Genomic DNA, 21,570 nt, shown 5'->3' with positions numbered 1-21,570 from the left:
GAGGTCTCCATGGCCCTGGACACGCACGGTACGGCGAAGGGCGTGGGCGGGGGCGAGCGCGTACCCGGCAGTGTGTTCGTCCCGATCGGCGCCCTGCTGCTCGGTCTGCTGCTCGCCGCGCTGGACCAGACGATCGTGTCGACCGCGCTGCCCACCATCGTCAGCGACCTCGGCGGCCTGGAGCACCTGTCCTGGGTCGTCACCGCCTATCTGCTGGCCTCGACCGCCGCGACCCCGCTGTGGGGCAAGCTCGGCGACCAGTACGGGCGCAAGCGGCTGTTCCAGGCGGCCATCGTCATCTTCCTGATCGGCTCCGCGCTGTGCGGCATGGCGCGGAACATGCCCCAGCTGATCGGGTTCCGCGCGCTCCAGGGGCTGGGCGGCGGCGGGCTGATGGTGCTGTCCATGGCGATCGTCGGCGACCTCGTGCCGCCCCGCGAACGCGGGCGCTACCAGGGCCTGTTCGGGGCCGTGTTCGGCGCCACCAGCGTGCTCGGACCGCTGCTCGGCGGGGTGTTCACCGAGCAGCTCAGCTGGCGCTGGGTGTTCTACGTCAATCTCCCCGTCGGCGTCGTCGCGCTCGCCGTGATCGCCGCCGCCCTGCACATCCCGCGCCGCACCGAGCGCCACGTCATCGACTACCTCGGCACCTTCCTGATCGCCGCCGTCGCCACCTGCCTGGTGCTCGTCGCCTCGCTCGGCGGCACCACCTGGGCCTGGGGCTCGGCGCAGATCATCGGGCTCGCCGTCCTGGGCATACTGCTCGCCCTCGCGTTCGTCGCCGTCGAGCGGCGGGCCGCCGAACCGGTGCTGCCGCTGAAGCTGTTCCGCATCCGCACCTTCACGCTCGCCGCCGTGATCAGCTTCATCGTCGGCTTCGCGATGTTCGGCGCGATGACCTACCTGCCGACCTTCCTCCAGGTCGTGCACGGCATCTCCCCGACCCTGTCCGGCGTGCACATGCTGCCGATGGTCGTCGGACTGCTGCTGTCCTCCACCGTCTCCGGGCAGATCGTCAGCCGTACCGGCCGCTGGAAGGTGTTCCCGGTGACCGGCACCGCCGTCACCGCCATCGGGCTGCTCCTGCTGCACCGGCTCGACGAGCACAGCTCCACCGCCGAGATGAGCGCCTACTTCTTCGTGTTCGGCCTCGGACTCGGCCTGGTCATGCAGGTCCTCGTCCTCATCGTGCAGAACGCGGTGTCCTACGAGGACCTGGGCGTCGCCACCTCCGGCGCGACCTTCTTCCGCTCCATCGGCGCCTCCTTCGGCGTCGCCATCTTCGGCACCGTCTTCTCCAGCCGGCTCGCCGACAAGCTGACCGCCGCCTTCAGCGGGGCCCACCTGCCGCCCGGCGCGAACCCCGACGCCCTGAAGGCCGACCCGCGGGGCATCGCCGCGCTGCCGCCGCCGCTGCGCCCGGCCGCGCTGCACGCCTACGCCTCCGCCATCACCGACGTGTTCCTCTACGCGGCACCCGTCGCCCTGCTCGGCTTCCTGCTGGCCTGGTTCCTGAAGGAGGACAGGCTGCGCGGCTCGGTCACCGCGCCGGACGCCTCCGAGACCATCCCGCCCAACCCCGTCCAGCGCTCCTCCTACGACGAGGTGTGCCGGGCGCTGTCCCTGCTCGGCACCCGTGAGGGCCGCCGCGAGATCTACCGCACGATCATCGAACGCGCCGGATACGACCTGCTGCCCGCCGCCGGCTGGATGCTGCTGCGCATCCGCCGCTACGGCTCCGTCGAGCCCGCCGTCCTCGCCGAGCGCGGCCCCGTGCCACTCCAGACCGTGATGGCCGCCGCCCGGCAGGCCGAGGAACGCGGGCTGGCCCGGCGCGACGGCCTGGACCTGGTCCTGACCCCCGCCGGGCGCGCGGTCGCCGACCACCTCGCCAAGGCCCGCGAGGAGTCCCTGGCCGAGCTGCTCGGCGACTGGTGGCGGCCCGGCCGCTCCACCGACCTGACCCAGCTGGTCCGGGAACTCACCGGCGAACTGTGCGGCGCCGAGCGGGAACGCCCGCACGACGACCGGTTCACGAGGACGAGCTGACCAGCTCCTTGCGGAACCAGTGCGCGGCGTACACGTCGGCGTTGTGCGCGGCGGTCTCGGTGTAGCCGAGGCGGGCGTACAGGGCGCGGGCCTCGACGAGGTCGGAGCGGGTGTCCAGGACGATCCGGCGGGCGCCGAGGGCCCGCGCGGCCTCCTCGGCGGCCGCCACCAGCAGCGCGGCCCCGCCCCGGCCGCGCAGGCCCGCTGCCACGAAGACCCGGGTCAGTTCCGCCGTGTCCGGCGCGAGCAGCCGTACCCCGGCACAGCCGGCGGCCTCGCCGTCGTACCGGCCCACGAGCAGGCCCCCGGTGGGCGGCGCGAGATCGGCGCCCGGCGGGGCCGCGAGCGCGCGCTCCAGCTCGGCCGGGTCGGTGCGGCGGCCCTCGCGCAGCAGGTACCAGCGGTCGCTGACCTCGGTGTAGTAGGCCCGCCACAGCGCGGCGGCGGCCGGGGAGTCGTACCCCTCCGGGGTGATCGTCCACGTCATGCCGGCCGCCTCGTCACGCCGGCCGTCCAACGGCTTGCCAGTCGTCATGCCGGTCATTGTCGGAGGCCGGGCCGCACCCGCCGCAACGGGATTTCCGGGTCCCGGGAGACGCCGTGGAACCTCCCGGCCACGGGTGCCGTTTGTGGCCCAGTTCACGGGTCACCCGAAGGGGGAACCGGCCAGCGGGGCCGGTCGATCGGAAGGCAACCATGTCCACAGGCCTGATCATTCTGCTGATAGTGATCGCGGCGGTCGTGGTCCTCGGTGCGGCCGCCCTCGCGCTCGGCCGCGCGCGGCGCGGCGGGCCGAGCCTCGAACGGCGCTTCGGACCCGAGTACGAGCGGACCGTGGCCCGGCACGGCGGCGACACCAAGGCCGCCGAACGGGAACTGACCGAGCGCGTCGAACGCCACGGCGACCTGCGGGAACGCCCGCTCGACCAGGACGGCAGGGACCAGTACACGGCCCGCTGGACGGCCGTGCAGGAGCGGTTCGTCGACTCGCCCCGCGAGGCGGTCGCCGAGGCCGACCGGCTGCTCGGTGAGCTGGCCGCGGTGCGCGGCTACCCGGCGGACGGCCGCTACGACGAGCAGGTCGCCGCGCTCTCCGTCCACCACGCCCACCACGTCGACGGCTACCGCCAGGTCCACCGGGCCGCCCACGCCGAAACGGACGGCGCCGGCACGGAGGAGCTGCGCACCGCGCTGGTGCACGCCCGCGCCCTCTTCGAGGAGCTGACCGCTCCCGGCACGAACGACACCGGCCGCCACCGTGCCCCCGCCGGCACGGACAAGGCCGAAGCCACCGCGGGCGCCGGCTCCCACGGCCGCTCCCACGCGTGGTCCCCGCACCGGAGCCACCCGAAGGAGAGCTGAGCATCATGACGGACAGGACCAGCGGATCCGGCGACGGCGGATACCCCACGGGGCGCTTCTCCCGGATGCCGGACGCGAACGAGGACGAGCGCACGACACGCGACCCGCGCGCCGAGGAGCGCCTGCCGGGCGAACCGGCACCGGGCGCGGCGGCCGGCGAGGGCCGCATACCGGGCGACGGCATCGGCCGTACCGGCGGAGCGACGGCCGCCGGCCGCACCCCCGGAGCGACGGGCCCCGGCCGGGACGGCCTGACCGGCGACGACCGCGCCCCCGGGCCCGGCGCGGTGCCCCCGCCGGGCCCGGCGGGACTTCCCGCCTACGGCGAGACCGAGCGGCCGGGTACGGAGTCGGAGTACGGGACGGCGGGCCGCCCGCCGCACGGCACCGAGGGACTGCGCCCCGGCACCGAGGACCTGGGCCGGGAGACCCCCGGCGCCACCCGCGCCGAGGACCGCAGGATGCCGGACGACGGGCTCGGCGCGGCCAACGTCGGCGCCGGGACGGCCGGTGCGACGGCCGCCGCCCCGCAGCGCGGGCGGCTGCCCGAGGACGGCCGGATGCCCGAGGACGGTCTCGGCGTCCCCGCCGCCGGCGAGGTCAGCGGACGGGAGTCCGCCACCGGCAACGGCCGTGGCACCGACAGCTGGCCGTCGGCACCGGGAGCCGCCGGCCCGCGGGACGGGCACGCCGGTCACGACGGCGGTGGGGCCCCGCTGCTGCCGCACGCGGAGGCCGACGAGTGGGAGCAGCGGATGCGGCAGGTCGTCGCCGGGTTCGTGGACCAGCCCCGGGCGGCCGTCGAGGAGGCCGACCACGCGCTGGAGGAGATCACCGCCCGCTTCACCGAGGCCGTGACCAGGCGCCGGCACACCCTGCGCAGCGGCTGGCAGGGCGGTGAGGAGCACGCCTCCGGTGCCGGGACCGACACCGAACAGCTGCGGCTGGCCCTGCGCGACTACCGCGAACTCGCCGACCGCCTGCTACACCTCTGAGTTCCTGAGCCGCCGCCACTCCCGTACGACCTCCTCGACGTCGTACGGCTTCCGCCCCAGCGGAGGACCCGGCGGCGGCTTGAACATCATGTCGCGGATCCGGACGTTGACCTCCTCGACGATCTTCCGGGCGATCCGCTCCGAGGGCGCGGCACAAGCCGCCGCGAGTGCGTCCTCGGCCTCCTTGCGCAGCGCGAGGGCGGGCGGCAGCACGGCCAGGCCCTCGCGCGCCATCTTCCGCCGTACCCACCACAGGTCGTCGTAGGCGCCCTCCAGCTCGGCGGGCAGCGGACGGCCCGCCCCCGGCAGCCGCTCGAAGTCACCGCGCGCCTGCGCGTCGCGGATCTGCCGGTCGACGAAGGACTCGAACGGGACGCCCGGTGGCTTTCGCTCGGTCATGGACCCATTGTGCCGGACGGGACCCCGCCGGGCGTTTTATCATGCGGCGGCGTACGGCGATCAGGCCGCCGCACCGTCATGTCCGGTTGGCGCGGGCCACCGCACTGCCTCAGGGGGAACACGCGTGCTCGAACTCACCATGGCCACCGTCTCGGGCGGCGACGCGGGCGCCACGGCCGGTATGACGATGGCCGAGGCGCCCAGCGAGCCCGGCGCCGTCCTGCGGGTCGGCCGGGACGCGTCGGTGTGCCGCCTGGTCACCCCCGAGGACTGGCTGTTCGTCTCGCGGATCCACCTGGAGTTCCTGTGCGGTCCCGAGGGCGGCTGGCAGGTGAGCTGGCTGCGCGGCTCCCAGGCCGACCCGGCCGCCGAAGTCCGGCTGATCGTCGGGGAGTACGCGCAGACCGTGGCCTACGGCGCCTCCGTCCCGCTGCCGCGCGGCGCGTCCGGCGAGATCGTCGTCCAGGACCGGACCGCGCCGCGCAGCGTCAACGTCGGTTTCTACCACGAAGGGTGAACCCGGGACGGCCGCCGGCTCGGCCTCAGCCCAGCACGCGGGCCAGCGCGAACCCGTCGTACCCCTTCTGACCGACCGTCTGGAGCGCCGTACCGCTCAGCCGGGGGTGCGTGGCGATCAGTTCGATCGCGGCGCGGGTGCCGAGCACGTCCGGCTCGGTGCTGTCCGGATCGGCGACCCGGCCCTGGCGCACCACGTTGTCCAGCACGATCAGGCTGCCCGCGCGGGTCAGGCGCAGCGCCCACTCCACGTAGTGCGGGTTGTTGGCCTTGTCGGCGTCGATGAAGACCAGGTCGAAGGGGGCCGGGTTCTCGTCGGCGAGCTTGGGCAGCGACTCCAGGGCCGGGCCGACCCGCACCTCCGCGATCCGGTCCAGGCCGGCGCGGGCGATGTTGCGCACGGCCACCTCGGCGTGCTTGGCGCTGTACTCCAGCGACACCACCCGGCCGTCCTCGGGCAGGGCGCGGGCCAGCCAGATCGTGCTGTACCCGGCGAGCGTGCCGATCTCCAGGACGGTACGGGCGCCCTGCACCTGGGCGAGCAGGTGCAGGAACTTGCCCTGTGCCGCGGTGACGCTGATCGGTGGCATCCCCGCGGCGTCGCTGTCCCGCAGGGCGGCGCGCAATGCCTCGTCGTCCGGGGAGAGTTGGCTGATGAAGTAGTCGTCGACGTCGTCCCAGAACTGCGACCCGCTCATGCGTCTGCTGCCTTTCCCGAGTGTCGTCCCGGGGCCTGCGGGCCCCACGCCGATCATCTCAGCCGGGCGGCGGGGAGGGGGAGAGCGGGGGGAATTCGGCCATGGTCGCTGGTGGTTCCGGACGACGGCGGAGGGGCGCCTGGGGACCGTTTCCGGGGTCCCCAGGCGGGGTGTGCGCCGTACGTCAGCGGGGTTCCACCGACGGGGCCGAGCCCGGCAGCGGGCGGCCCGCGGACTCCGCCATGCGCCAGACCGCGAAACCGCCCACGACGGCCGCGGCCATCATGTAGTACGCGGGCATCATCATGTTGCCGGTCGCGCCGATCAGGGCGGTCACGACCAGCGGGGTCGTGCCGCCGAACAGGGACACGGACACGTTGAAGCCGATGGACAGGGAGCCGTAGCGCACCCGGGTCGGGAAGAGGGCGGGCAGCGCGGCCGGCATGGCGGCCGTGAAGCAGACCAGCAGCATGCCCAGCGCGCCCATGCCCAGCGCGACGGCGAGCAGGCTGCCCTGGCGGATCAGCAGCAGGGCGGGGATGGACAGGAACAGGAAGCCGGCGCAGCCCGCGGCGATCACCGGACGCCGGCCCACGCGGTCGGTCAGGGCGCCCGCGAACGGCTGGACGATCATCATCAGGGCCATCACGCCGAGCACGACCAGCAGCCCGTGCGTCTCGTCGTACTTCAGCTCGCTGGTCAGATAGCTCGGCATGTACGACAGCAGCATGTAGTCGGTGACGTTGAAGACCAGCACCAGGCCCATGCACAGCAGCAGCGTCCGCCACTGGCCCGCCACCATCTCGCGCAGCGGCACCTTCGGCCGGGCGGCCTCCGCCTTCTCGACCTCGGCCGCGAACGCCGGCGTCTCCTCCAGGCGCATCCGCAGGTACAGGCCGATGATGCCCATCGGACCGGCGATCAGGAACGGGACGCGCCAGCCCCAGGACGTGAGGTCGTCCGAGGAGAGCACGGCCGTCATGACCGTCACCAGACCGGCGCCGCCGATGTACCCGGCGAGCGTGCCGAACTCCAGCCAGCTGCCGAAGAACCCGCGCTTCTTGTCCGGCGCGTACTCGGCGATGAAGGTGGACGCGCCCGCGTACTCACCGCCGGTCGAGAAGCCCTGCACCAGACGGGCGGCGAGCAGCAGCAGCGGAGCGCCGACGCCGATCGTGGCGTACGACGGGATCAGGCCGATGGCGAACGTGCCCGCCGCCATCATGATCATCGTGAGGGCGAGCACCTTCTGGCGCCCCACGCGGTCGCCCAGCGGGCCGAAGACCATGCCGCCGAGCGGCCGGACCAGGAAGGCCGCCGCGAAGGCGCCGAACGTGGACAGCAGCTGCGCGGTCGGGTTGCCGGAGGGGAAGAAGACCTTGCCCAGAGTGACGGCGATGTAGCTGTAGACGCCGAAGTCGAACCACTCCATGGCGTTGCCCAGCGCGGCCGCCTTGACGGCACGCCTGACCAGCGCGGGATCGGTGACCGTGACATCGCGGCCGGCGGCCTGGGCGGCCCGGCGGGTCTGCGGATACGGGGTGACGGCAGTGGCGGTCGCCAAAACGAGGCTCGCCTACCTTTCGACGGGGACAGGTACGCGGCCCGCCGGCGACACTGCCAGGGAACGGGCCGAAAAGCGACCATAGGCGGAGTTCGGCCCGTTACGTCGCGTACGCCCTTCGATGCACAGTGCAGCTAAAGGGCGCCTACGCTGGGACGTCTGCCCGCTCGCGCCCTCCTTCACCACTGGCCGGTTGTGATGCTTCTCGCCCCCGGGGCGCGCAACCGTACCCCGTCCGGACTAAGGTCTTCCGGACAAAAGGAATGCGGACGTCAGGTGAACCACGGGTTGCCCGCGTCCTCTCCGAGAGCTGCGAGTTCTATCCAGGCAGGACGCGAAGGGGGCCCGGCGCACACGCGGTGCCCGGGGCGAACGGGGCGGGAGGCCGACGAGGCGTGGCGAACGTGGAGCACAACGCGGGACCGACGGACGACCTCACGGAGGCCGGAGCCCGCCTGCGGGCGGCCCGCCTCGCGCTGTGGGTGATGGCGACGATCCTCGCCGTACGGCAGCTCGCCGTCGTCCTGAGCACACCGAGCGGCGACCGGCTCACCGACCTGGAGACGTGGGTCGGCCCAGAGGGCGTCCTGCACGTCAAGGGCTCGCTCTACGCCTCGACGGAGTTCACCGGCACCCCCTTCGCCGGCCTGGTCCTCAAACCGCTCACCAGAGCCGCCCAGCAGGCCCTCGGCTGGGGCTGGACCTTCGGCACCCTGCTGCTGGTCGTCGCCCTCGGCCTGGTCGCCGCCCGCGCCCTGCCCCGCCCGGTCGGCCGCCGAACCTCGCTGCTGGCCGCGCCGGTCGCCGTCAGCCTGCTCATGGTGTCCCTGCCGGTCCGCGACACCCTGTGGCTCGGCCAGACCAGCGTCATGCCGGTCCTGCTCGTCCTGCTCGGCTGCTTCACCGTACGCGGGCAGCGCGCCAGCGGCCTGTGCGTCGGCATCGCCGCGGCCCTCCAGCCGACCGTGCTGCTGTTCGCCCCGCTGCTGTTGTTCACCGGCCGCCGCCGGGCCGCGCTCACCACCGCCGGCACCTTCGCCGCCTGCACGGCCCTCGCCTGGGCGGCCCTGCCCCACGACTCCCGCGCCTACTGGGTGCACCACATGGCCGGCGCGGGCCTCGGCGGCCAGGCCGACGCCCTCGCCAACCAGTCCCTGCACGGCGCCCTGCTCCGCCTCGGCCTCAGCGGCCCCGCCGAGATCGCCCTCTTCCTGCTGCTGGGCGCCGCCGTCACCGCCCTCGCCCTGCGCCGGGCGGTGCGCTACGCCCGCGACGGACAGCTCCTGCTCGCCGTCGCGGTCACCGGCTGCGCGGCCGTCGCCGTCTCCCCGACCAGCTGGCAGCACCAGCTGCTGTGGGTGCTGCTCGCGGTGGTCGGCCGGGTGGGCACCCGCGCCTCCGACCGTTACGTCTGGCCGGTCGCGGTCGTCCTGGTGACCACCCTCCCGGCGGAGATGATGCTGCCGCACATGCCGGTGATGTACCCCCTGCGGGACAACCTGGTCCTGCTGGCCGCCCTCGCCGCCGCCACCGCCGTCCCCTTCCTCTCCCGGACCTCGCCGTACTACCGGAGCCCGCGCCCCGCCCAGTACGCCCCCGCGCCCTCGGCCCGCTTCCGCGCCGGCCCGCTGCCGCCCTTCCTGCGCCGGGTCCTCACCCGCCCCAACCTGCTGCTGGAACTGCTGCTGCTCCGCGTCACGTACGCGGCCTACCAGCAGGTACGGCTCGCCGCGACCGGCGGCACCAACTCCGGCGGCCGGGCCCGCGCCGAACACCACGGGCAGCTCGTCCTCGACATCGAGCGGTTCCTGCACCTCGACATCGAACACGCGGTCAACCACGCCGTCGTGAAAGTCGGCTGGCTGCGGGACTTCTTCGACTTCTACTACGAGTCCTTCCACTTCGTCGTCCCGCTGACCGTCCTCGCCGTCCTGTACTGGCGCCGCCCCGCCGACTACCGCTGGGCCCGCGCCTCCCTCGGCTTCGCCACCCTGCTCGCCCTGGTCGGCTTCTGGCTCTTCCCGCTCGCCCCGCCCCGCCTGATGCCGGCCCTCGGCATCATCGACACGGTCCACGGCGTCCAGGACTTCTCCAAGCCCGACTACGGCACCCTCACCGCCCTCACCAACCAGTACGCGGCGATGCCGTCGCTGCACTTCGGCTGGTCCCTGTGGTGCGGGGTGGTGATCGCGGTCGTGGCGCCCCGGTGGTGGATGAAGGCGCTGGGGCTCCTGCACCCCCTGTGCACCGTCTCCGCCATCGTCGCCACCGGCAACCACTGGGTGCTGGACGCGGTGGGCGGCGCGGTGGTGGTGGCGGCAGGCTTCGGGCTGTCGTACGCCTTCCAGGGGCCGCGCGCCGCGACGGCCAGGGCACTGGCGGACCGGGCCCCCATCGGCGAGCCGGCCCGGGCGGCGCTCCCGCCCGCCGGCTGAGCCGTCACTCCCGCCCCGACGCCACCACCGCCAGCGCGCCCGAGGCGAGCGCCGCGAGCAGCAGGGGGATGCCCAGGCCGTGGTGCAGGACCAGCCAGGCGCCCAGGAAGGCGCCGCCGAGCATGGCGAGCACCGAGGCGGTGCGGCGCGGGGAGCGGTGGCCGGTGCCGTCGCCGAGCCGGGAGTCGGCGGCCAGGCCGGTCAGGGTCATGGTCAGGACGGTGGTGGTGAGGTCGGGTACGCCCAGCTTGCGGACGGTCGCGTTGCGCAGGCCCATCGCGAAGGCGGTGAGGGCGATCAGGGCGTACCGGGTGCCGGGGGCGTGCGGCCAGGCGAAGGCGACCGCCGCCGACGCCGTGAGGAAGAGCGCCTCGGCGGCCAGGGTGAGCCGGGCCCACCGGCGCCGCGAACCGGGCGAGCAGCGGGCCGCCACCCGGCCGCCGACGGCCGCGCCCACCAGGAAGCAGCCCAGCGAGGTGGCCGTGTGCGGCACCGAGAAGCCGGGGGCGCCGGCCGCGGCGAAGCCGAGCACGACGACGTTTCCGGTCATGTTGGCCGTGAAGACCCGGCCGAGCCCGAGATAGCTGACGGCGTCGATCAGCCCGCTCACCACGGTGAGGATCAGCAGGACGGCCACCAGGCGCACCCCGCGCGCCTCCGGGTCCCGGGCCGTCGTGCCTGCCGCCGTACCCGCAGTCGTCCGCTTCGTCGTCATGCGGGTACTTCACCACGCCGGCGCGCCCGGCACCGGGGAAGACGCCGGTGCCGGGTCCGGACACGCGCGCGCACCCTCGCCGGGCGCGGTGCGGGCGAGGGTGCGGGACGCGGTGTGGTGCCGGACGGGTACCAGCCGTCGGCTCAGTACCAGCCGTTGGCCTGCCAGAAGTTCCAAGCCTGGGTCGGGCTGCCGTAGCGGGAGTTCATGTAGTCCAGGCCCCACTTGATCTGGGTGGCCGGGTTGGTCTTCCAGTCGGCGCCGGCCGAGGCCATCTTCGAGGCGGGCAGGGCCTGGACCAGGCCGTAGGCGCCGGAGGAGCTGTTGGTGGCGGTGGGGTTCCAGCCGCTCTCGTGCTCGACGATCTTGCTGAACGCGTTGTACTGCGCGGAGTCCGGGATCATCTTGTGCGCGGCCGCCTGAGCGGAGGAGGCCGCGTCCGGGGCGGCCTGGGCGGGCGCCGCGGACAGCGCCATACCGGCGGTGGCGGCGGCCACGGCGGCGGCGGTGAGGGCCTTCTTCGGGGAGGCGATGCGGCGGATGAAGGAGACGGACACGGAGAACCTCTTGCGTCGGGGACGGGGGATCGCCCGCATTCCGAGGGCCACGCGCTGTGGCCGTATGCGTCGGCGTTCCGGACCCTCGGGGGCTCGTGGCGCCTGGCGACGTCGTCCAGAGAAGCAGGCCGGAAACGGGCCCGCAATGCCCCCTTTTACTAGTTGTGGCCGGATCCCGGGGGAGTGGGCCGACTGTGGCCTGGGTCTCAAACCGCAGGTCAGACGGGGTTCCGTATAGGACGTATCGGGCAAAATGACCTACGGTCCCGCATCGTAGGTGATCTGGGTCATGTGGGGTGCTTCACCGGCCCGCTCACCCCGTGCAGGCGAGGTCTCACCCAGGGGTACGGCCGCGTGTGCCGCCGGTCACGCGTCGGGGCCCTCGAAGGTGACCGCGGTCTCGAACGCGGCCCGCCGGGTGGCCCGGCGCAGCGCCCGCAGCACCGCCGGACCGAGGAGCAGGGTCAGCAGTACGGTGCAGACGGCCCGGCCCAGGTCCCAGCCGAGGGAGGTGGCCAGGCAGTACGCGACGAACCGGGCCAGGTTCGCGGGCAGCGCGGCGTCCGGGTCGAAGGAGATGCTCGCGGCGCCGGTGCCGAGGAAGGGCCAGCCGGCCATGTTCATGAGGGTGCCGTAGGCGAGGGCCGCCACGAAGCCGTACCCGGCGAGCAGCACCAGCTCGGCGCGTCCGCGCAGCCGTACCGGACCCGGCAGCAGCCCGGCGCCCATCGTGAACCAGCCCATCGACAGCATCTGGAACGGCAGCCAGGGCCCGACGCCCCCGGTGAGCAGGGCGGACGCGAACATCGTCACCGAGCCCAGGGTGAAGCCGAAGCCGGGGCCGAGGACCCGGCCGCTGAGCAGCATCAGGAAGAACATCGGCTCGATACCGGCGGTGCCGGCGCCGATCGGACGCAGCGCCGCACCGGTCGCGGCCAGCACGCCCAGCATCGCCACCGCCTTCGGCCCGAGGTCCGACTCCGCGATCGTCGCCGCGACCACCGCGACGAGCAGCACCAGCAGCCCGGCGAAGAGCCAGGGGGCGTCCTGCGTGTGGGCGTTCACGGCAGCGGCCGGCGGGGCGAGGAAGGGCCACCCGAACGCGGCGACACCGACCGCCCCGACCAGGACGAGGGCGGCGACGGAGCGGGGGCGCAGCCGGACGGCGCGCGGCCGGGGGCTACCGCTCACCGAGAGCCTCCCCCTCATCCAGGGTCTCCCGCTCGCCGAGCGTCTCCCGCCCGTCGAGGGTCTCCCGTACCTCGGTCACCGTCAGCCAGCGCTGCGGGGCGAGGATCTTCGTCACCTGCGGGGCGAAGGAGGGGGACGACACGACGATCTCGGCGGTGGGGCCGTCCGCGATCACCTCGCCCTCCGCGAGCAGCACCACCCGGTGAGCTATCTCCGCCGCCAGCTCCACATCGTGCGTCGCGAGCAGGATCGCGTGACCCTCGGCCGCCAGACCCCGCAGGATCGCGGCGAGCCGGGCCTTGGCCGCGTAGTCCAGGCCACGGGTCGGCTCGTCCAGCAGGAGCAGCGGCGGGCGCGCTGTCAGGACGACGGCCAGGGCGAGCGCGAGGCACTGGCCCTCGGAGAGGTCGCGGGGGTGGGTGTCGTCGGTGACACCCGGCAGCAGCTCCGCCAGCAGGGCCCGGCAGGTGCCGGGTTCCGCGTCCGCGTCCTGGTCGGCCGCCACACACTCCGCCGCCACCGTGTCGGCGTACAGCAGGTCCCGGGGGTCCTGCGGGACCAGTCCGACCCTGCGGATCAGCTCGCGGGGGCCGGTGCGGTGGGGTGTGGCACCGAGGACGCGGACCGTGCCGGCGGTGGGCTCCACCAGCCCGGTCAGGGCGCCGAGCAGGGTGGACTTCCCGGCACCGTTGCGGCCCATGAGGGCGGTGGTCTCACCGGGTACGAGGGTGAGACCGACCTGTCGCAGGGCTTCGATCCGGGCCCGGCGGACGGTGAGGGAGCGGATCTCGGCGAGGGGAGCCGTCTCCCGCACGGGGACGGGGCCGGGGACCGAGGCGGGGGCGGGGGCGGCGGCCCGGCGGAAGAGGGAGCGGCGCCGGGACGCGCGGACCGGCGCGGCCGGGACCTCCGCCTTCGCGCGCCCGCCCGCCACCGGTGCCACCGCGCCGGCCAGCAGCTCCCGCAGATCCTCGGCCCGGCGCCGGGCGTCCCGCACCGTCAGCGGCAGCGGCGACCAGCCGGCCAGCCGCCCCAGATCGACCACCGGGGGACAGACGGGGGAGACCGCCATGACCTCCGCCGGCGGGCCCACCACCGGGGCGGCGCCCGGAGCGGGCAGCAGGACGACCCGGTCCGCGTACTGGACGACCCGCTCCAGCCGGTGTTCGGCCATCAGCACGGTCGTGCCCAGGTCGTGCACCAGCCGCTGGAGGACCGCCAGGACCTCCTCCGCGGCGGCCGGGTCGAGGGCCGAGGTCGGCTCGTCCAGCACCAGCACCCGGGGATGCGGGGTGAGGACGGAACCGATCGCGACCCGCTGCCGCTGGCCACCGGAGAGCGTGGCGATCGGACGGTCCCGCAGCCCGGCCAGGCCCAGCAGGTCCAGGGTCTCCTCCACGCGGCGCCGCATCACCTCCGGGGCGAGGCCCAACGACTCCATGCCGTAGGCGAGTTCGTCCTCCACCGTGTCGGTCACGAAGTGGGCCAGCGGGTCCTGCCCCACCGTGCCGACCACGTCGGCGAGTTCGCGCGGCTTGTGGGTGCGGGTGTCCCGGCCGGCCACGGTGACGCGCCCGCCGAGCGTGCCGCCCGTGAAGTGCGGTACCAGTCCGCTGACCGCGCCCAGCACGGTCGACTTGCCGACCCCGGACGGCCCGACGAGCAGCACGAGTTCCCCTTCGGGCACCTCGAAGTCGATGCCCCGCAGGGTGGGTTCGGCGGCTCCGTCGTACCGTACGCCGACGTTCTCGAAGCGGATCACGGCGACGGCTCCTCGGGGTTCCTCGGTGACACGGGTGCCTGCGGCACGACGAGCGCGGGCAGCAGGCCGAGCAGTACCGCGGCGGCGGGCCACAGCGGCAGCCCCGGGGCGACCAGCGGTACGACGCCCGGGTGCAGAGCCTCGGGGTCCCGTACGGAGGCCAGCGTGAGCAGCGCGGCGACGGCGACGCCCGAGCCGGTGACCAGCCAGGCCCGGACGCCCCACGGGTCGGGGCGGTACCGGGTGCGCAGCGAACGCCGGCCGCCCAGGCGCAGTCCCGCGAGCGCGGCGCCGACTCCGGCGAGCAGCAGCGGCAGCCCGTAGGTGCCGCCCGCCGCGGTGAGTAGCCCGTACGTTCCGGCGCAGACGCCGAGCAGTCCGCCGAGGGTGAGCGCGGCGGTCGTCCGGCGGACCCGGGCGGGGACGGTGGCGGTACGGCCGTACCCGCGGGACTCCATCGCGGCGGCGAGGGCGACGGACCGCTCCAACGCGCCCTCCAGCACCGGCAGTCCGACCTGGAGCAGCCCCCGCAGACCCCGGTCCGGCCGGCCGCGCAGCCGGCGGGCGGCACGCAGGCGTCGCACGTCGGCGATGAGGTGCGGCGCGAAGGTGAGGGCGACGACGACGGCGACCCCGGTCTCGTACAGGGCGCCCGGCAGCGACTTCAGGAGGCGGGAGGGCGCGGCCAGGGCGTTCGCGGCGCCGACGCAGATCAGCAGGGTGGCCAGCTTCAGCCCGTCGTAGGCTGCGAAGAGCAGCGCCTCGGCGGTGACCTCGCCCCCGAGCCGGATGCCCTGCGCCCAGTGCGGCAGCGGCACCTCGGGAAGCGTCAGCAGCACATGGCTGCCGGGAATGGGCGAGCCGAGCGCCACGGCGAACACCAGCCGCACGGCGAGAACGGCGAGCCCGAGCTTGACGAAGGCGGCGTAGGAGCGGGCGGCCGGGGTGGCGATCCGGTGCGTCGCGACGACGTACCCGGAGACACCGATCAGCAACGCGAGCAGCAGCGGGTTGGTCGTACGCGTCGCCGCGGTGCCGAGCGCCAGCGCCCAGAGCCACCAGGCGCCGGGGTGCACGAGGGCCCGACGGCCACCTCTCGGCGCTCCCGTGGGGGCGCGTCCGGCCACCGCGCCGCCACCGCACCGGAGGACGGACCCGTCACTCATGCCCGCGCCGCCGCCGGTACTGCCACACCGCCGCCCCCGCCAGCAGCGCGACGACACCCGCCCCGACCGGCAGCCCCAGCGAGGGCCCGCCACCGGAGGCCGGTTCCTTCCCGGAGACCGTACGGGACCCCGCCCCCGACACCTGCTCCCCGCACCCCTTCGCCGGATACCCGGAGATGGCACAGAGCAGGGCATTGGTGTCGTACCGCAGCGGCTTCGCCACCACGGCCAGCGCGTCGGCGGTACTCGCGCCGGCCGGCACCCGCGCACACGCGGTATGCCGCGCCGGCGGCCGCTCGCCGCCCGGCGCGTCCGCGGCCGTGCCGAAGTCGAGTACCAGCGCCACCCGTTTCTTGCCCGGCTTCGCCGCCGTGTCCGCGCAGATCGTGGAGAAGTCCGCCGTGCCCCGGGGCCTGGTCGCGTCCGCCGAGTCCGCGCTCACCGCGAATCGGAAGCCCTGGACCGTGCCGTCGTCCGGCCGGACGAAGGACGGCCCCTGCGTGGCGTACGTCCAGTGGCCCCCGTCGCGCTCCCAGAACGACCAGTACCGATACCCGGCGGCATCGGCCCGGCCGCAGGCGAGCAGCAGCGCGACCACCGCCGACACCAGCGGCAGCGCACGGCGGACGAGCCTCACGGCTGCCGCTTCTTCCGGCCGCTGAGCAGGAAACCGATCCCGATGCCGGCCACCAGACAGGCACCGACGAACCACCAGACGCCCGTCTTGGAGTCGTCGTCGGACGCGGCGGCCTTCTCGGTGGCGGCCTTCTCCGCCTTCGGCGCCGGACCCTGCGCGTTCAGGGAGCGGACCAGGCTGGTGCCCGCGAAGTCGCCGGGCTCGGCGCCGACCGCGTGCGCGGCCAGGATCAGCTGGGCGTAGGCGGCGGGGCCGCTCTGCGCCGCCCACTGCGAGGCGTTCTTCTCCAGCCAGGCGTACGACTTCTTCGCCTGCGCGGTCCGCCCGTCGGCGGCGAGCGCGACGACCGTGTCGGCGGTGTTGCCGAAGTCCGGCTGGTCCTTGGCGCCGGGCATGGCCGACGTCAGGTGACCGCTCTTGGCGACGGCCGCCGCCAGATACGCGCCGGCGTTGTCGGCCACCTGGGCGGGCTTGAGGTGGTCGCCCTCGGCGCAGCCGGTCTCGGCGGGAGCCTTGCCGGCCGACGCGACGAAGCCCTTGCCGAGCGCGGCCGGCACGGCGGCGGCGGTGGCGTCCGCATTGGCGGTCAGCCTGCCCTTCTTGTCCGGCTGGAAGGCGAGCGCGCCCCCGCCGTCCCGGCCGCAGGGGACGGCCCAGCCGGCCAGGGCGTCGTAGGGGGACTTGCCCGACTTGCGGACGTCCGCCGGGTCGGTGCCGGCCGCGGCGAGCGCGCCGACGACCACGGAGGTGGAGTTGGTGTCGCTCGGGGCGCCCGGGAAGTAGCTCCAGCCGCCGTCCGCGTTCTGCGCCGACTTCAGCCAGCCCACGGCCTTGTCGACCGCCGCGCCGCGACCGCCGACGGACCGGAGGGCCTGTACGGCGGCGGCGGTGCTGTTGGTGTCCGCCTTGACCGACTTGTCGCAGTCCTTGGCGGCGTCGGCACGGAACGCGGCGAACGAACCGTCGGCGCACTGCTGCCCGGCGAGCCAGTCCACGGCCTGCCCGGCCGGGCGGTAGCCGAGGGTGCGCTGGGCGATCAGGGTCAGCGACTGCCGCCACACGCCGTCATAGGTCGGGTCGCCCTTGCCGTACAGGCCGGCCGGGACCGTCACCTTCGGGGTCGGCGAGGGGGCCTGGCCGATGGCCGTGGCGGGTGCGGCGGCGGCCAGCACGCCTATCGCGGCGAGAGCCGCGGCGCTGCGGCGTACGTTCATGGTCGGCGACTGCCTCTCCTGTGGGGAGCCGACGGCGCACGGGAGACCCCCCGGGCGGCTCGGCTCCGCAAACCTCGACGGTGCCGTGCGCGGCGGACCGCCGGCGCACGCGAGCCGGTCAACGTCCCGTCCGGGGCAGTCCGGCTCACCGCCCGTTGGACGGTTCACGGTTGCGGGTCAGCGCCGGAATCCCACCGGCTTCCCCCCGTCACGGGTGTGATGACGACCCGGCCACTTTACCTGCGGGGCCGGCCGGCCTGTCGACGCGGCCGCCGTGCGGCCCGGAATCCGGCCGAGTCCGGCGCGCGTTGCACCATGCCGGAAGTCGGCGAGGTCGTACCCGTCGGTCACGGCCTGCTTTCGTCGGTGTACGCGGTCAGCTTTGCCATGTAGACCGTGTCTGCGACGGCCTGCACGCGTGTATGGGGTGAGGTGATGTCGACGGCGATGCCATCGCCCTCCGAGAGGAAAACATCCGCCGTCACTTCGCTGGCGAAACCCTCCAGTTCGATCGAGCGCAGGCCACTCAAAGACAACTCGATCTGTACGGTATTGAAACCTTGTGCCGCCCACTTCCGTGGAGGCTGATTGGGGTAAGCAGGCAGGTCGAGACGTACTGTCAGTGTGGGGCCGTCCTCATGCAGCGTCAGTTCTCTCAGCCGCACGCCGGAGAGGTCCGGCGGGTCGCCGCCGTAGACGGCGGTAATCCCTTCCGGGTTGTGGAGTAGTGAATTCCAAGACATATCGACACGACCGTTTCTGTCCGCTAGGGCTAGTACTCGTAATGCTGTGCGGTGCCCGGAACCTTACCAGTCCGGGGGTTTTCGTACGGCCGCACATTGAAGTGGCTCTCCTGATTTCCCACGCCGCCTTCACCGAAATCGTGCCCGTGTGCGTGGTCTTGAATAATGACCTTGCTGCCGTCGCTTCGTGTATACACATACTCGCGCGTCATGACTGGTTTCCCGGAGTCATCCATGATTTGGCGCCCGGTTCGGTCCGTCATGGGAATCCGGCGAATCTCGTCCGGATGCTGTGTCATGGGGATTTTCAAGTCCCGCTTGGCCCATCGGAAAGCGGAATTGCGACTGCTGGCGTACCTGTGGGTCGGAGTCTCTTCGCACGGAGAGAGGCCGAGTGGATCGCTCCATGTGTGCGGGTTGTGGACATAGGTGGCCGGATTGGGTGCGGGGGCGAGACCGAGAGGGTCCTGGGTGAGATACCGGGCGCCTTCTGGATCGTAGTGCCGGAAGAAATTGTAGTGAAGGTCTGATTCGGGGTCGTAGTACTGGCCCGGAAAGCGCAGGGGTGTGTAGGTGATGCTGTCGACCGCCCAGGCGGTTCTGCCCCACAGGGTGCTTCGCGTCCGCCAGGCGATCTCACCTTGCTCGTCGACGAGTTCTGTCGGGGTGCCGACGAGGTCGGTGACGATGGCGAAGAAGCGTGAGTCGATCTCTTCCCTGCCGTCGGCCGAGGTGATGCGCTCCGTCTGGGCGAGGGGACGGGCATCCTCGTAATCCCATGTAAGGACAACCGGGTGCGGGAGGTCACCGGAGGCGGTGGTCTGTTCGCAGAGTGTGGTCCCGTCCCAGGTGAAGTCGACGCGCTCCACTACCGTTTCGCCGTTCGCAGCGAGGCGGAGTTTGGCGGTGCGGCGACCCAAAGGATCATATGTGTAGCGCCACCGGGTACCGTCCGGAGTCACCAGGGATGTCAGACGGTCCTCTGTATCCCATTCGTATTGCCAGGTCTCGGGCTTCCGGGACAGACGGCTCTTCTGGCGGAGGGTGACGCGGCCGAGGGCGTCGTGCTCGTACCGGATGCTGCCGGCTTGGCGGAGCCGGGTGCCCACGTAACTGCGGTAACCGACTCCCTCCTGGCCCGGATGCGTGTCCGGCCAGGAGGCGTATGCCTGGTTTCCCGCCTCGTCATAGGCGTACCGTTCCGTCCAACTGCCTGCGTGCACTGCCGTCACCCGCCCGGTGACATCCAGGTCGAAGCGACGGGAACCGGACAGATGGTCGTCGATGCCGACGACATTGCCATCGGCGCGGTATGTGTAGGCGCGGCGTTGCACTACGCGGCCCGTACCAACGCTGACCGACTGGGTCGTCACGCGGCCCAACGCGTCGAAGGCGCGATCCAGTGACAACGTGCCGCCGATACGACGGGAGATTTCGCGGCCGGCTTCGTCGTACGCCAAGTCGATGACGCGGCCCGAGGCCACGATGCCGTTCCGGCGCCCGGCGGCGTCGTAGGTCCACGTCGTGGTGGCCCCCGTGGGCGTCACGCGGCTGTCGCGGCGACCCAAGGCATCGTATGTGTGGGACAGGGTTCTGCCGTTCACCGTTTCCGAGCGAACCCGGCCGTAGGAGTCACGGAGCAGGGTGAGAGTGGTGCCATCCGGGCCCGTCGCCTGTGCGAGTTGGTCCGTGAGGTCGTAGGCGTAGGTGGTGACGCGGCCTGCAGCGTTCTTGCGCGTCAACAACCCCAGTTCATTGCGGTCAAAGGTGATCACCTCGTCCAGCGCGTTCCGCCGCGCGACCATTCGGTCGGCCGCATCGTAGGTGTAGCTCAGGGAACGACCGTCGAAGTCCGTTTCCGTGCTCAAGCGGCCCGCTGGGTCGTACTCGTAAGACCACTCCATTCCCTGGGGATTGGTGACCTTGATCAGACGCAGCTCACTGTCGTGTTCGAATACATGGTGTGCGCCGTCCGGATCGGCGCGCGTCGCCAGCCGGTCGAAGTGGGTGTACTCGAAGCGAGTCACGCCGCCCATCGGGTCGGTGTGGGCGGTGCAGTTGCCCTCGCCGTCGTATGTCCAGGCCTCAATGGTGCCATCTGCGGCTGTGCGGCAGGACAAATGGCCCTCGATGGTCCATGACAGACGAGTCACGGCGCCGGTGGGATCGGTGATCGTGACCGGGCGACCGAACGCGTCCCTCGTACAGCGGGTGGTCGCACCCAGCGGGTCTGTGAGCCACAGGGGAATTCCTGCACGGTCGCAGCCGACCGTTGTCGTGTTGCCGAGAGGGTCGGTCACGGACATCAGCCGGCCGGACTCGTCATACGTGAAGTGCGTGGTCTGTCCGGCTGGATCCGTCATCGACGTACGGTTGCCCCGCTCGTCATAGGTCTGGCGGATCACCGTTCCGTCCGGATCAGTCGTTTTCACCGGCAGGCCCAAGTGGTTGTACTCCGCCGTGGCCACTCGCCCGTCAGGCCGTACCACCCGGGTGAGGTCGCCGTTGCCGTCGTACTCGAACGTGGTCGAATGACCCAGTGGATCCGTCTCCGCCAGCAGTCGGTTGTGGCGGTCCCGGACGTAGCGGGTACGGGCGCCGAGGGCGTTCGTCTCCGCGATCACCTGGCAACGCCGGTTGATCAGGTAGTGCGAGGTATGGCCGTGTGAGTCGGTGACGGATGTCGTGTGGGTGCCGGTGTCCGGGGTCGGCGGGCCGTAGGTGAAGACGGAGCGCAGGTGGCCGGCGGCGCCGGACTGGTGGGTGCAGCGGTCCTGGTCGTCGTAGGTGTAGGTGAAGTGGCTGTCGTTGGTGTCGGTCCAGGACGTGATACGGCCGAGTTCGTCGTAGCCGAAGCCGGTCGGGCGCCCCGAGGAGTTGACGACGTCGGTGAGATGGCCGTCGGTGTAGCCGTAGCGGACCAGTTCCTGGTCGCCGCCGTCCGGGGCCGCACCGGCCAGGGAGAGTGCGACGACTCGGCCGGCCGTCGTGGACACGTTCACCCGGTAGCCACCGCTGTGGGCCACCGCGCGGGGAGCGCCGTCGGTGTCGTACGCGAAGGCGATCCAGTTGCCGTTGCGGTCGTCCACCTGCTCCAGCACTGCGAGGGAATCCGACCGGACGGTGAAGTGCCGCACCTGACCCGTGTGCGGGTCGGTGAGGGTGTAGCCGTCCTCCGTACGGTCCAGGGGCCAGCGCGGTCCGTGGGTGGACAGGGTGGGGACTCCGGGAGCCGGGTGGGGATAGCCGAGCGTCAGCCCGTCTTCGCCGACGAAGACGACCCCCTCGGCGTCGATCTCCAGACGCTGGTCGAGCGTGGAGGACCAGGTCGGTCCGAACCAGCCGCCCAGACGGTACGACGACTCGAACTGGCGCCTGAGCGACAACGGCAGCTTCGCCGGGAGCGAGACGTCGGTCGCCGGCAGGACCACGCGGCCGGTCGCAACGTCGACCGGGTCCTTCAGGCAGACCTTCTCGCCCGGTCGCCGTGCGACGTCGTCCGCCCCCTCCTCCACCGCGTCCCGCGCCGTCTTGCGCAACCCCTGCGAGGCGGCCCCTTCGGCGCCC

The 21,570-nt window shown here is 72.8% G+C and carries 18 protein-coding genes; 5 read left to right on the top strand and 13 right to left on the bottom strand.

What is annotated here, in order from left to right:
* The first annotated feature begins 9 nt into the window (after window positions 1-9).
* Window positions 10-2,049 carry an MFS transporter gene (locus tag NX794_RS08555; protein ID WP_258777661.1) on the top strand — a complete coding sequence of 680 codons (2,040 nt, stop codon included), beginning with the start codon at window positions 10-12 and terminating at the stop codon, window positions 2,047-2,049.
* Here NX794_RS08555 and NX794_RS08550 read toward each other — a convergent pair.
* On the bottom strand, window positions 2,033-2,536 hold the full coding sequence (locus NX794_RS08550; protein ID WP_258777920.1) for a GNAT family N-acetyltransferase: 504 nt from the start codon (window positions 2,534-2,536) through the stop codon (window positions 2,033-2,035). The two genes, NX794_RS08555 and NX794_RS08550, sit on opposite strands and share 17 nt — an antisense overlap.
* Before the next feature lie 209 nt (window positions 2,537-2,745).
* On the opposite strand from NX794_RS08550, the gene NX794_RS08545 reads away from it, so the two are divergent.
* Complete coding sequence (locus tag NX794_RS08545) at window positions 2,746-3,411, top strand: hypothetical protein (protein ID WP_258777660.1); 666 nt, start codon at window positions 2,746-2,748, stop codon at window positions 3,409-3,411.
* Between the two features lie 5 nt (window positions 3,412-3,416).
* The gene (locus tag NX794_RS08540) at window positions 3,417-4,406 is read left to right on the top strand and encodes a hypothetical protein (RefSeq protein WP_258777659.1); all 990 of its coding nucleotides are present in this window, start codon (window positions 3,417-3,419) and stop codon (window positions 4,404-4,406) included.
* Here the strand turns inward: NX794_RS08540 and NX794_RS08535 are convergent.
* Window positions 4,395-4,805, bottom strand: a complete 411-nt coding sequence (locus tag NX794_RS08535; RefSeq protein ID WP_258777658.1) for a DnaJ family domain-containing protein — start codon at window positions 4,803-4,805, stop codon at window positions 4,395-4,397. The two genes, NX794_RS08540 and NX794_RS08535, sit on opposite strands and share 12 nt — an antisense overlap.
* A gap of 124 nt (window positions 4,806-4,929) precedes the next feature.
* Here NX794_RS08535 and NX794_RS08530 point away from each other — a divergent pair, with 124 nt between their 5' ends.
* Entirely contained in the window at window positions 4,930-5,322 is a 393-nt protein-coding gene (locus NX794_RS08530; RefSeq protein WP_258777657.1) for a hypothetical protein, read from the top strand.
* A 25-nt stretch (window positions 5,323-5,347) separates the two neighbouring features.
* Here NX794_RS08530 and NX794_RS08525 read toward each other — a convergent pair whose 3' ends face one another.
* Both NX794_RS08525 and proP read right to left on the bottom strand, forming a co-directional pair.
* Window positions 5,348-6,019, bottom strand: coding sequence for an O-methyltransferase (locus tag NX794_RS08525; RefSeq protein WP_258777656.1), 672 nt, complete (start codon window positions 6,017-6,019; stop codon window positions 5,348-5,350).
* Between the two features lie 184 nt (window positions 6,020-6,203).
* Window positions 6,204-7,583, bottom strand: coding sequence for a glycine betaine/L-proline transporter ProP (gene proP, locus NX794_RS08520; protein ID WP_258777655.1), 1,380 nt, complete (start codon window positions 7,581-7,583; stop codon window positions 6,204-6,206).
* Between the two features lie 395 nt (window positions 7,584-7,978).
* On the opposite strand from proP, the gene NX794_RS08515 reads away from it, so the two are divergent.
* Window positions 7,979-10,018, top strand: a complete 2,040-nt coding sequence (locus tag NX794_RS08515) for a bifunctional glycosyltransferase 87/phosphatase PAP2 family protein (protein WP_258777654.1) — start codon at window positions 7,979-7,981, stop codon at window positions 10,016-10,018.
* A 4-nt stretch (window positions 10,019-10,022) separates the two neighbouring features.
* Here NX794_RS08515 and NX794_RS08510 read toward each other — a convergent pair whose 3' ends face one another.
* The 9 genes from NX794_RS08510 to NX794_RS08470 form a co-directional block, all read right to left on the bottom strand.
* Window positions 10,023-10,733, bottom strand: a complete 711-nt coding sequence (locus tag NX794_RS08510; RefSeq protein WP_258777653.1) for a YoaK family protein — start codon at window positions 10,731-10,733, stop codon at window positions 10,023-10,025.
* 143 nt (window positions 10,734-10,876) lie between these two features.
* Entirely contained in the window at window positions 10,877-11,290 is a 414-nt protein-coding gene (locus NX794_RS08505) for a lytic transglycosylase domain-containing protein (RefSeq protein WP_258777652.1), read from the bottom strand.
* A gap of 366 nt (window positions 11,291-11,656) precedes the next feature.
* Window positions 11,657-12,481, bottom strand: a complete 825-nt coding sequence (locus NX794_RS08500; protein WP_428985872.1) for an ECF transporter S component — start codon at window positions 12,479-12,481, stop codon at window positions 11,657-11,659.
* Window positions 12,471-14,243 carry an ABC transporter ATP-binding protein gene (locus NX794_RS08495; RefSeq protein ID WP_258777650.1) on the bottom strand — a complete coding sequence of 591 codons (1,773 nt, stop codon included), beginning with the start codon at window positions 14,241-14,243 and terminating at the stop codon, window positions 12,471-12,473. The genes NX794_RS08500 and NX794_RS08495 overlap by 11 nt, the downstream gene beginning before the upstream one ends.
* Window positions 14,240-15,289 (bottom strand): CbiQ family ECF transporter T component, encoded by a 1,050-nt coding sequence (locus NX794_RS08490; RefSeq protein ID WP_428985882.1) that lies wholly within the window; start codon window positions 15,287-15,289, stop codon window positions 14,240-14,242. Before NX794_RS08490 ends, NX794_RS08495 begins: the two co-directional genes overlap by 4 nt.
* A 112-nt stretch (window positions 15,290-15,401) precedes the next feature.
* The gene (locus NX794_RS08485; RefSeq protein WP_258777649.1) at window positions 15,402-16,046 is read right to left on the bottom strand and encodes an SCO2322 family protein; all 645 of its coding nucleotides are present in this window, start codon (window positions 16,044-16,046) and stop codon (window positions 15,402-15,404) included.
* A complete protein-coding gene (locus NX794_RS08480; protein ID WP_258777647.1) occupies window positions 16,043-17,260 on the bottom strand; it encodes an SCO2321 family membrane protein in 1,218 nt (405 codons plus the stop codon). Before NX794_RS08480 ends, NX794_RS08485 begins: the two co-directional genes overlap by 4 nt.
* A gap of 347 nt (window positions 17,261-17,607) precedes the next feature.
* Window positions 17,608-18,003 carry an Imm50 family immunity protein gene (locus NX794_RS08475; RefSeq protein ID WP_258777645.1) on the bottom strand — a complete coding sequence of 132 codons (396 nt, stop codon included), beginning with the start codon at window positions 18,001-18,003 and terminating at the stop codon, window positions 17,608-17,610.
* Window positions 18,004-18,032: 29 nt separating this feature from the next.
* A partial coding sequence (locus NX794_RS08470) for an HNH/endonuclease VII fold putative polymorphic toxin (protein WP_258777644.1) occupies window positions 18,033-21,570 on the bottom strand: 3,538 nt, incomplete at its 5' end.

It is taken from the genome of Streptomyces pyxinicus, assembly GCF_024753135.1.
Classification (GTDB): domain Bacteria; phylum Actinomycetota; class Actinomycetes; order Streptomycetales; family Streptomycetaceae; genus Streptomyces; species Streptomyces pyxinicus.
This window is presented reverse-complemented; position numbering and strand designations above follow the sequence as displayed.

Excerpts from the sequence above, each read along its gene's own strand:
- NX794_RS08555 (WP_258777661.1), top strand. The coding sequence starts at position 10 with ATGGCCCTGGACACGCACGGTACGGCGAAGGGCGTGGGCGGGGGCGAG.
- NX794_RS08550 (WP_258777920.1), bottom strand. The coding sequence starts at position 2,536 with ATGACGTGGACGATCACCCCGGAGGGGTACGACTCCCCGGCCGCCGCC.
- NX794_RS08545 (WP_258777660.1), top strand. The coding sequence starts at position 2,746 with ATGTCCACAGGCCTGATCATTCTGCTGATAGTGATCGCGGCGGTCGTG.
- NX794_RS08540 (WP_258777659.1), top strand. The coding sequence starts at position 3,417 with ATGACGGACAGGACCAGCGGATCCGGCGACGGCGGATACCCCACGGGG.
- NX794_RS08535 (WP_258777658.1), bottom strand. The coding sequence starts at position 4,805 with ATGACCGAGCGAAAGCCACCGGGCGTCCCGTTCGAGTCCTTCGTCGAC.
- NX794_RS08525 (WP_258777656.1), bottom strand. The coding sequence starts at position 6,019 with ATGAGCGGGTCGCAGTTCTGGGACGACGTCGACGACTACTTCATCAGC.
- NX794_RS08510 (WP_258777653.1), bottom strand. The coding sequence starts at position 10,733 with ATGACGACGAAGCGGACGACTGCGGGTACGGCGGCAGGCACGACGGCC.
- NX794_RS08480 (WP_258777647.1), bottom strand. The coding sequence starts at position 17,260 with ATGAACGTACGCCGCAGCGCCGCGGCTCTCGCCGCGATAGGCGTGCTG.
- NX794_RS08475 (WP_258777645.1), bottom strand. The coding sequence starts at position 18,003 with ATGTCTTGGAATTCACTACTCCACAACCCGGAAGGGATTACCGCCGTC.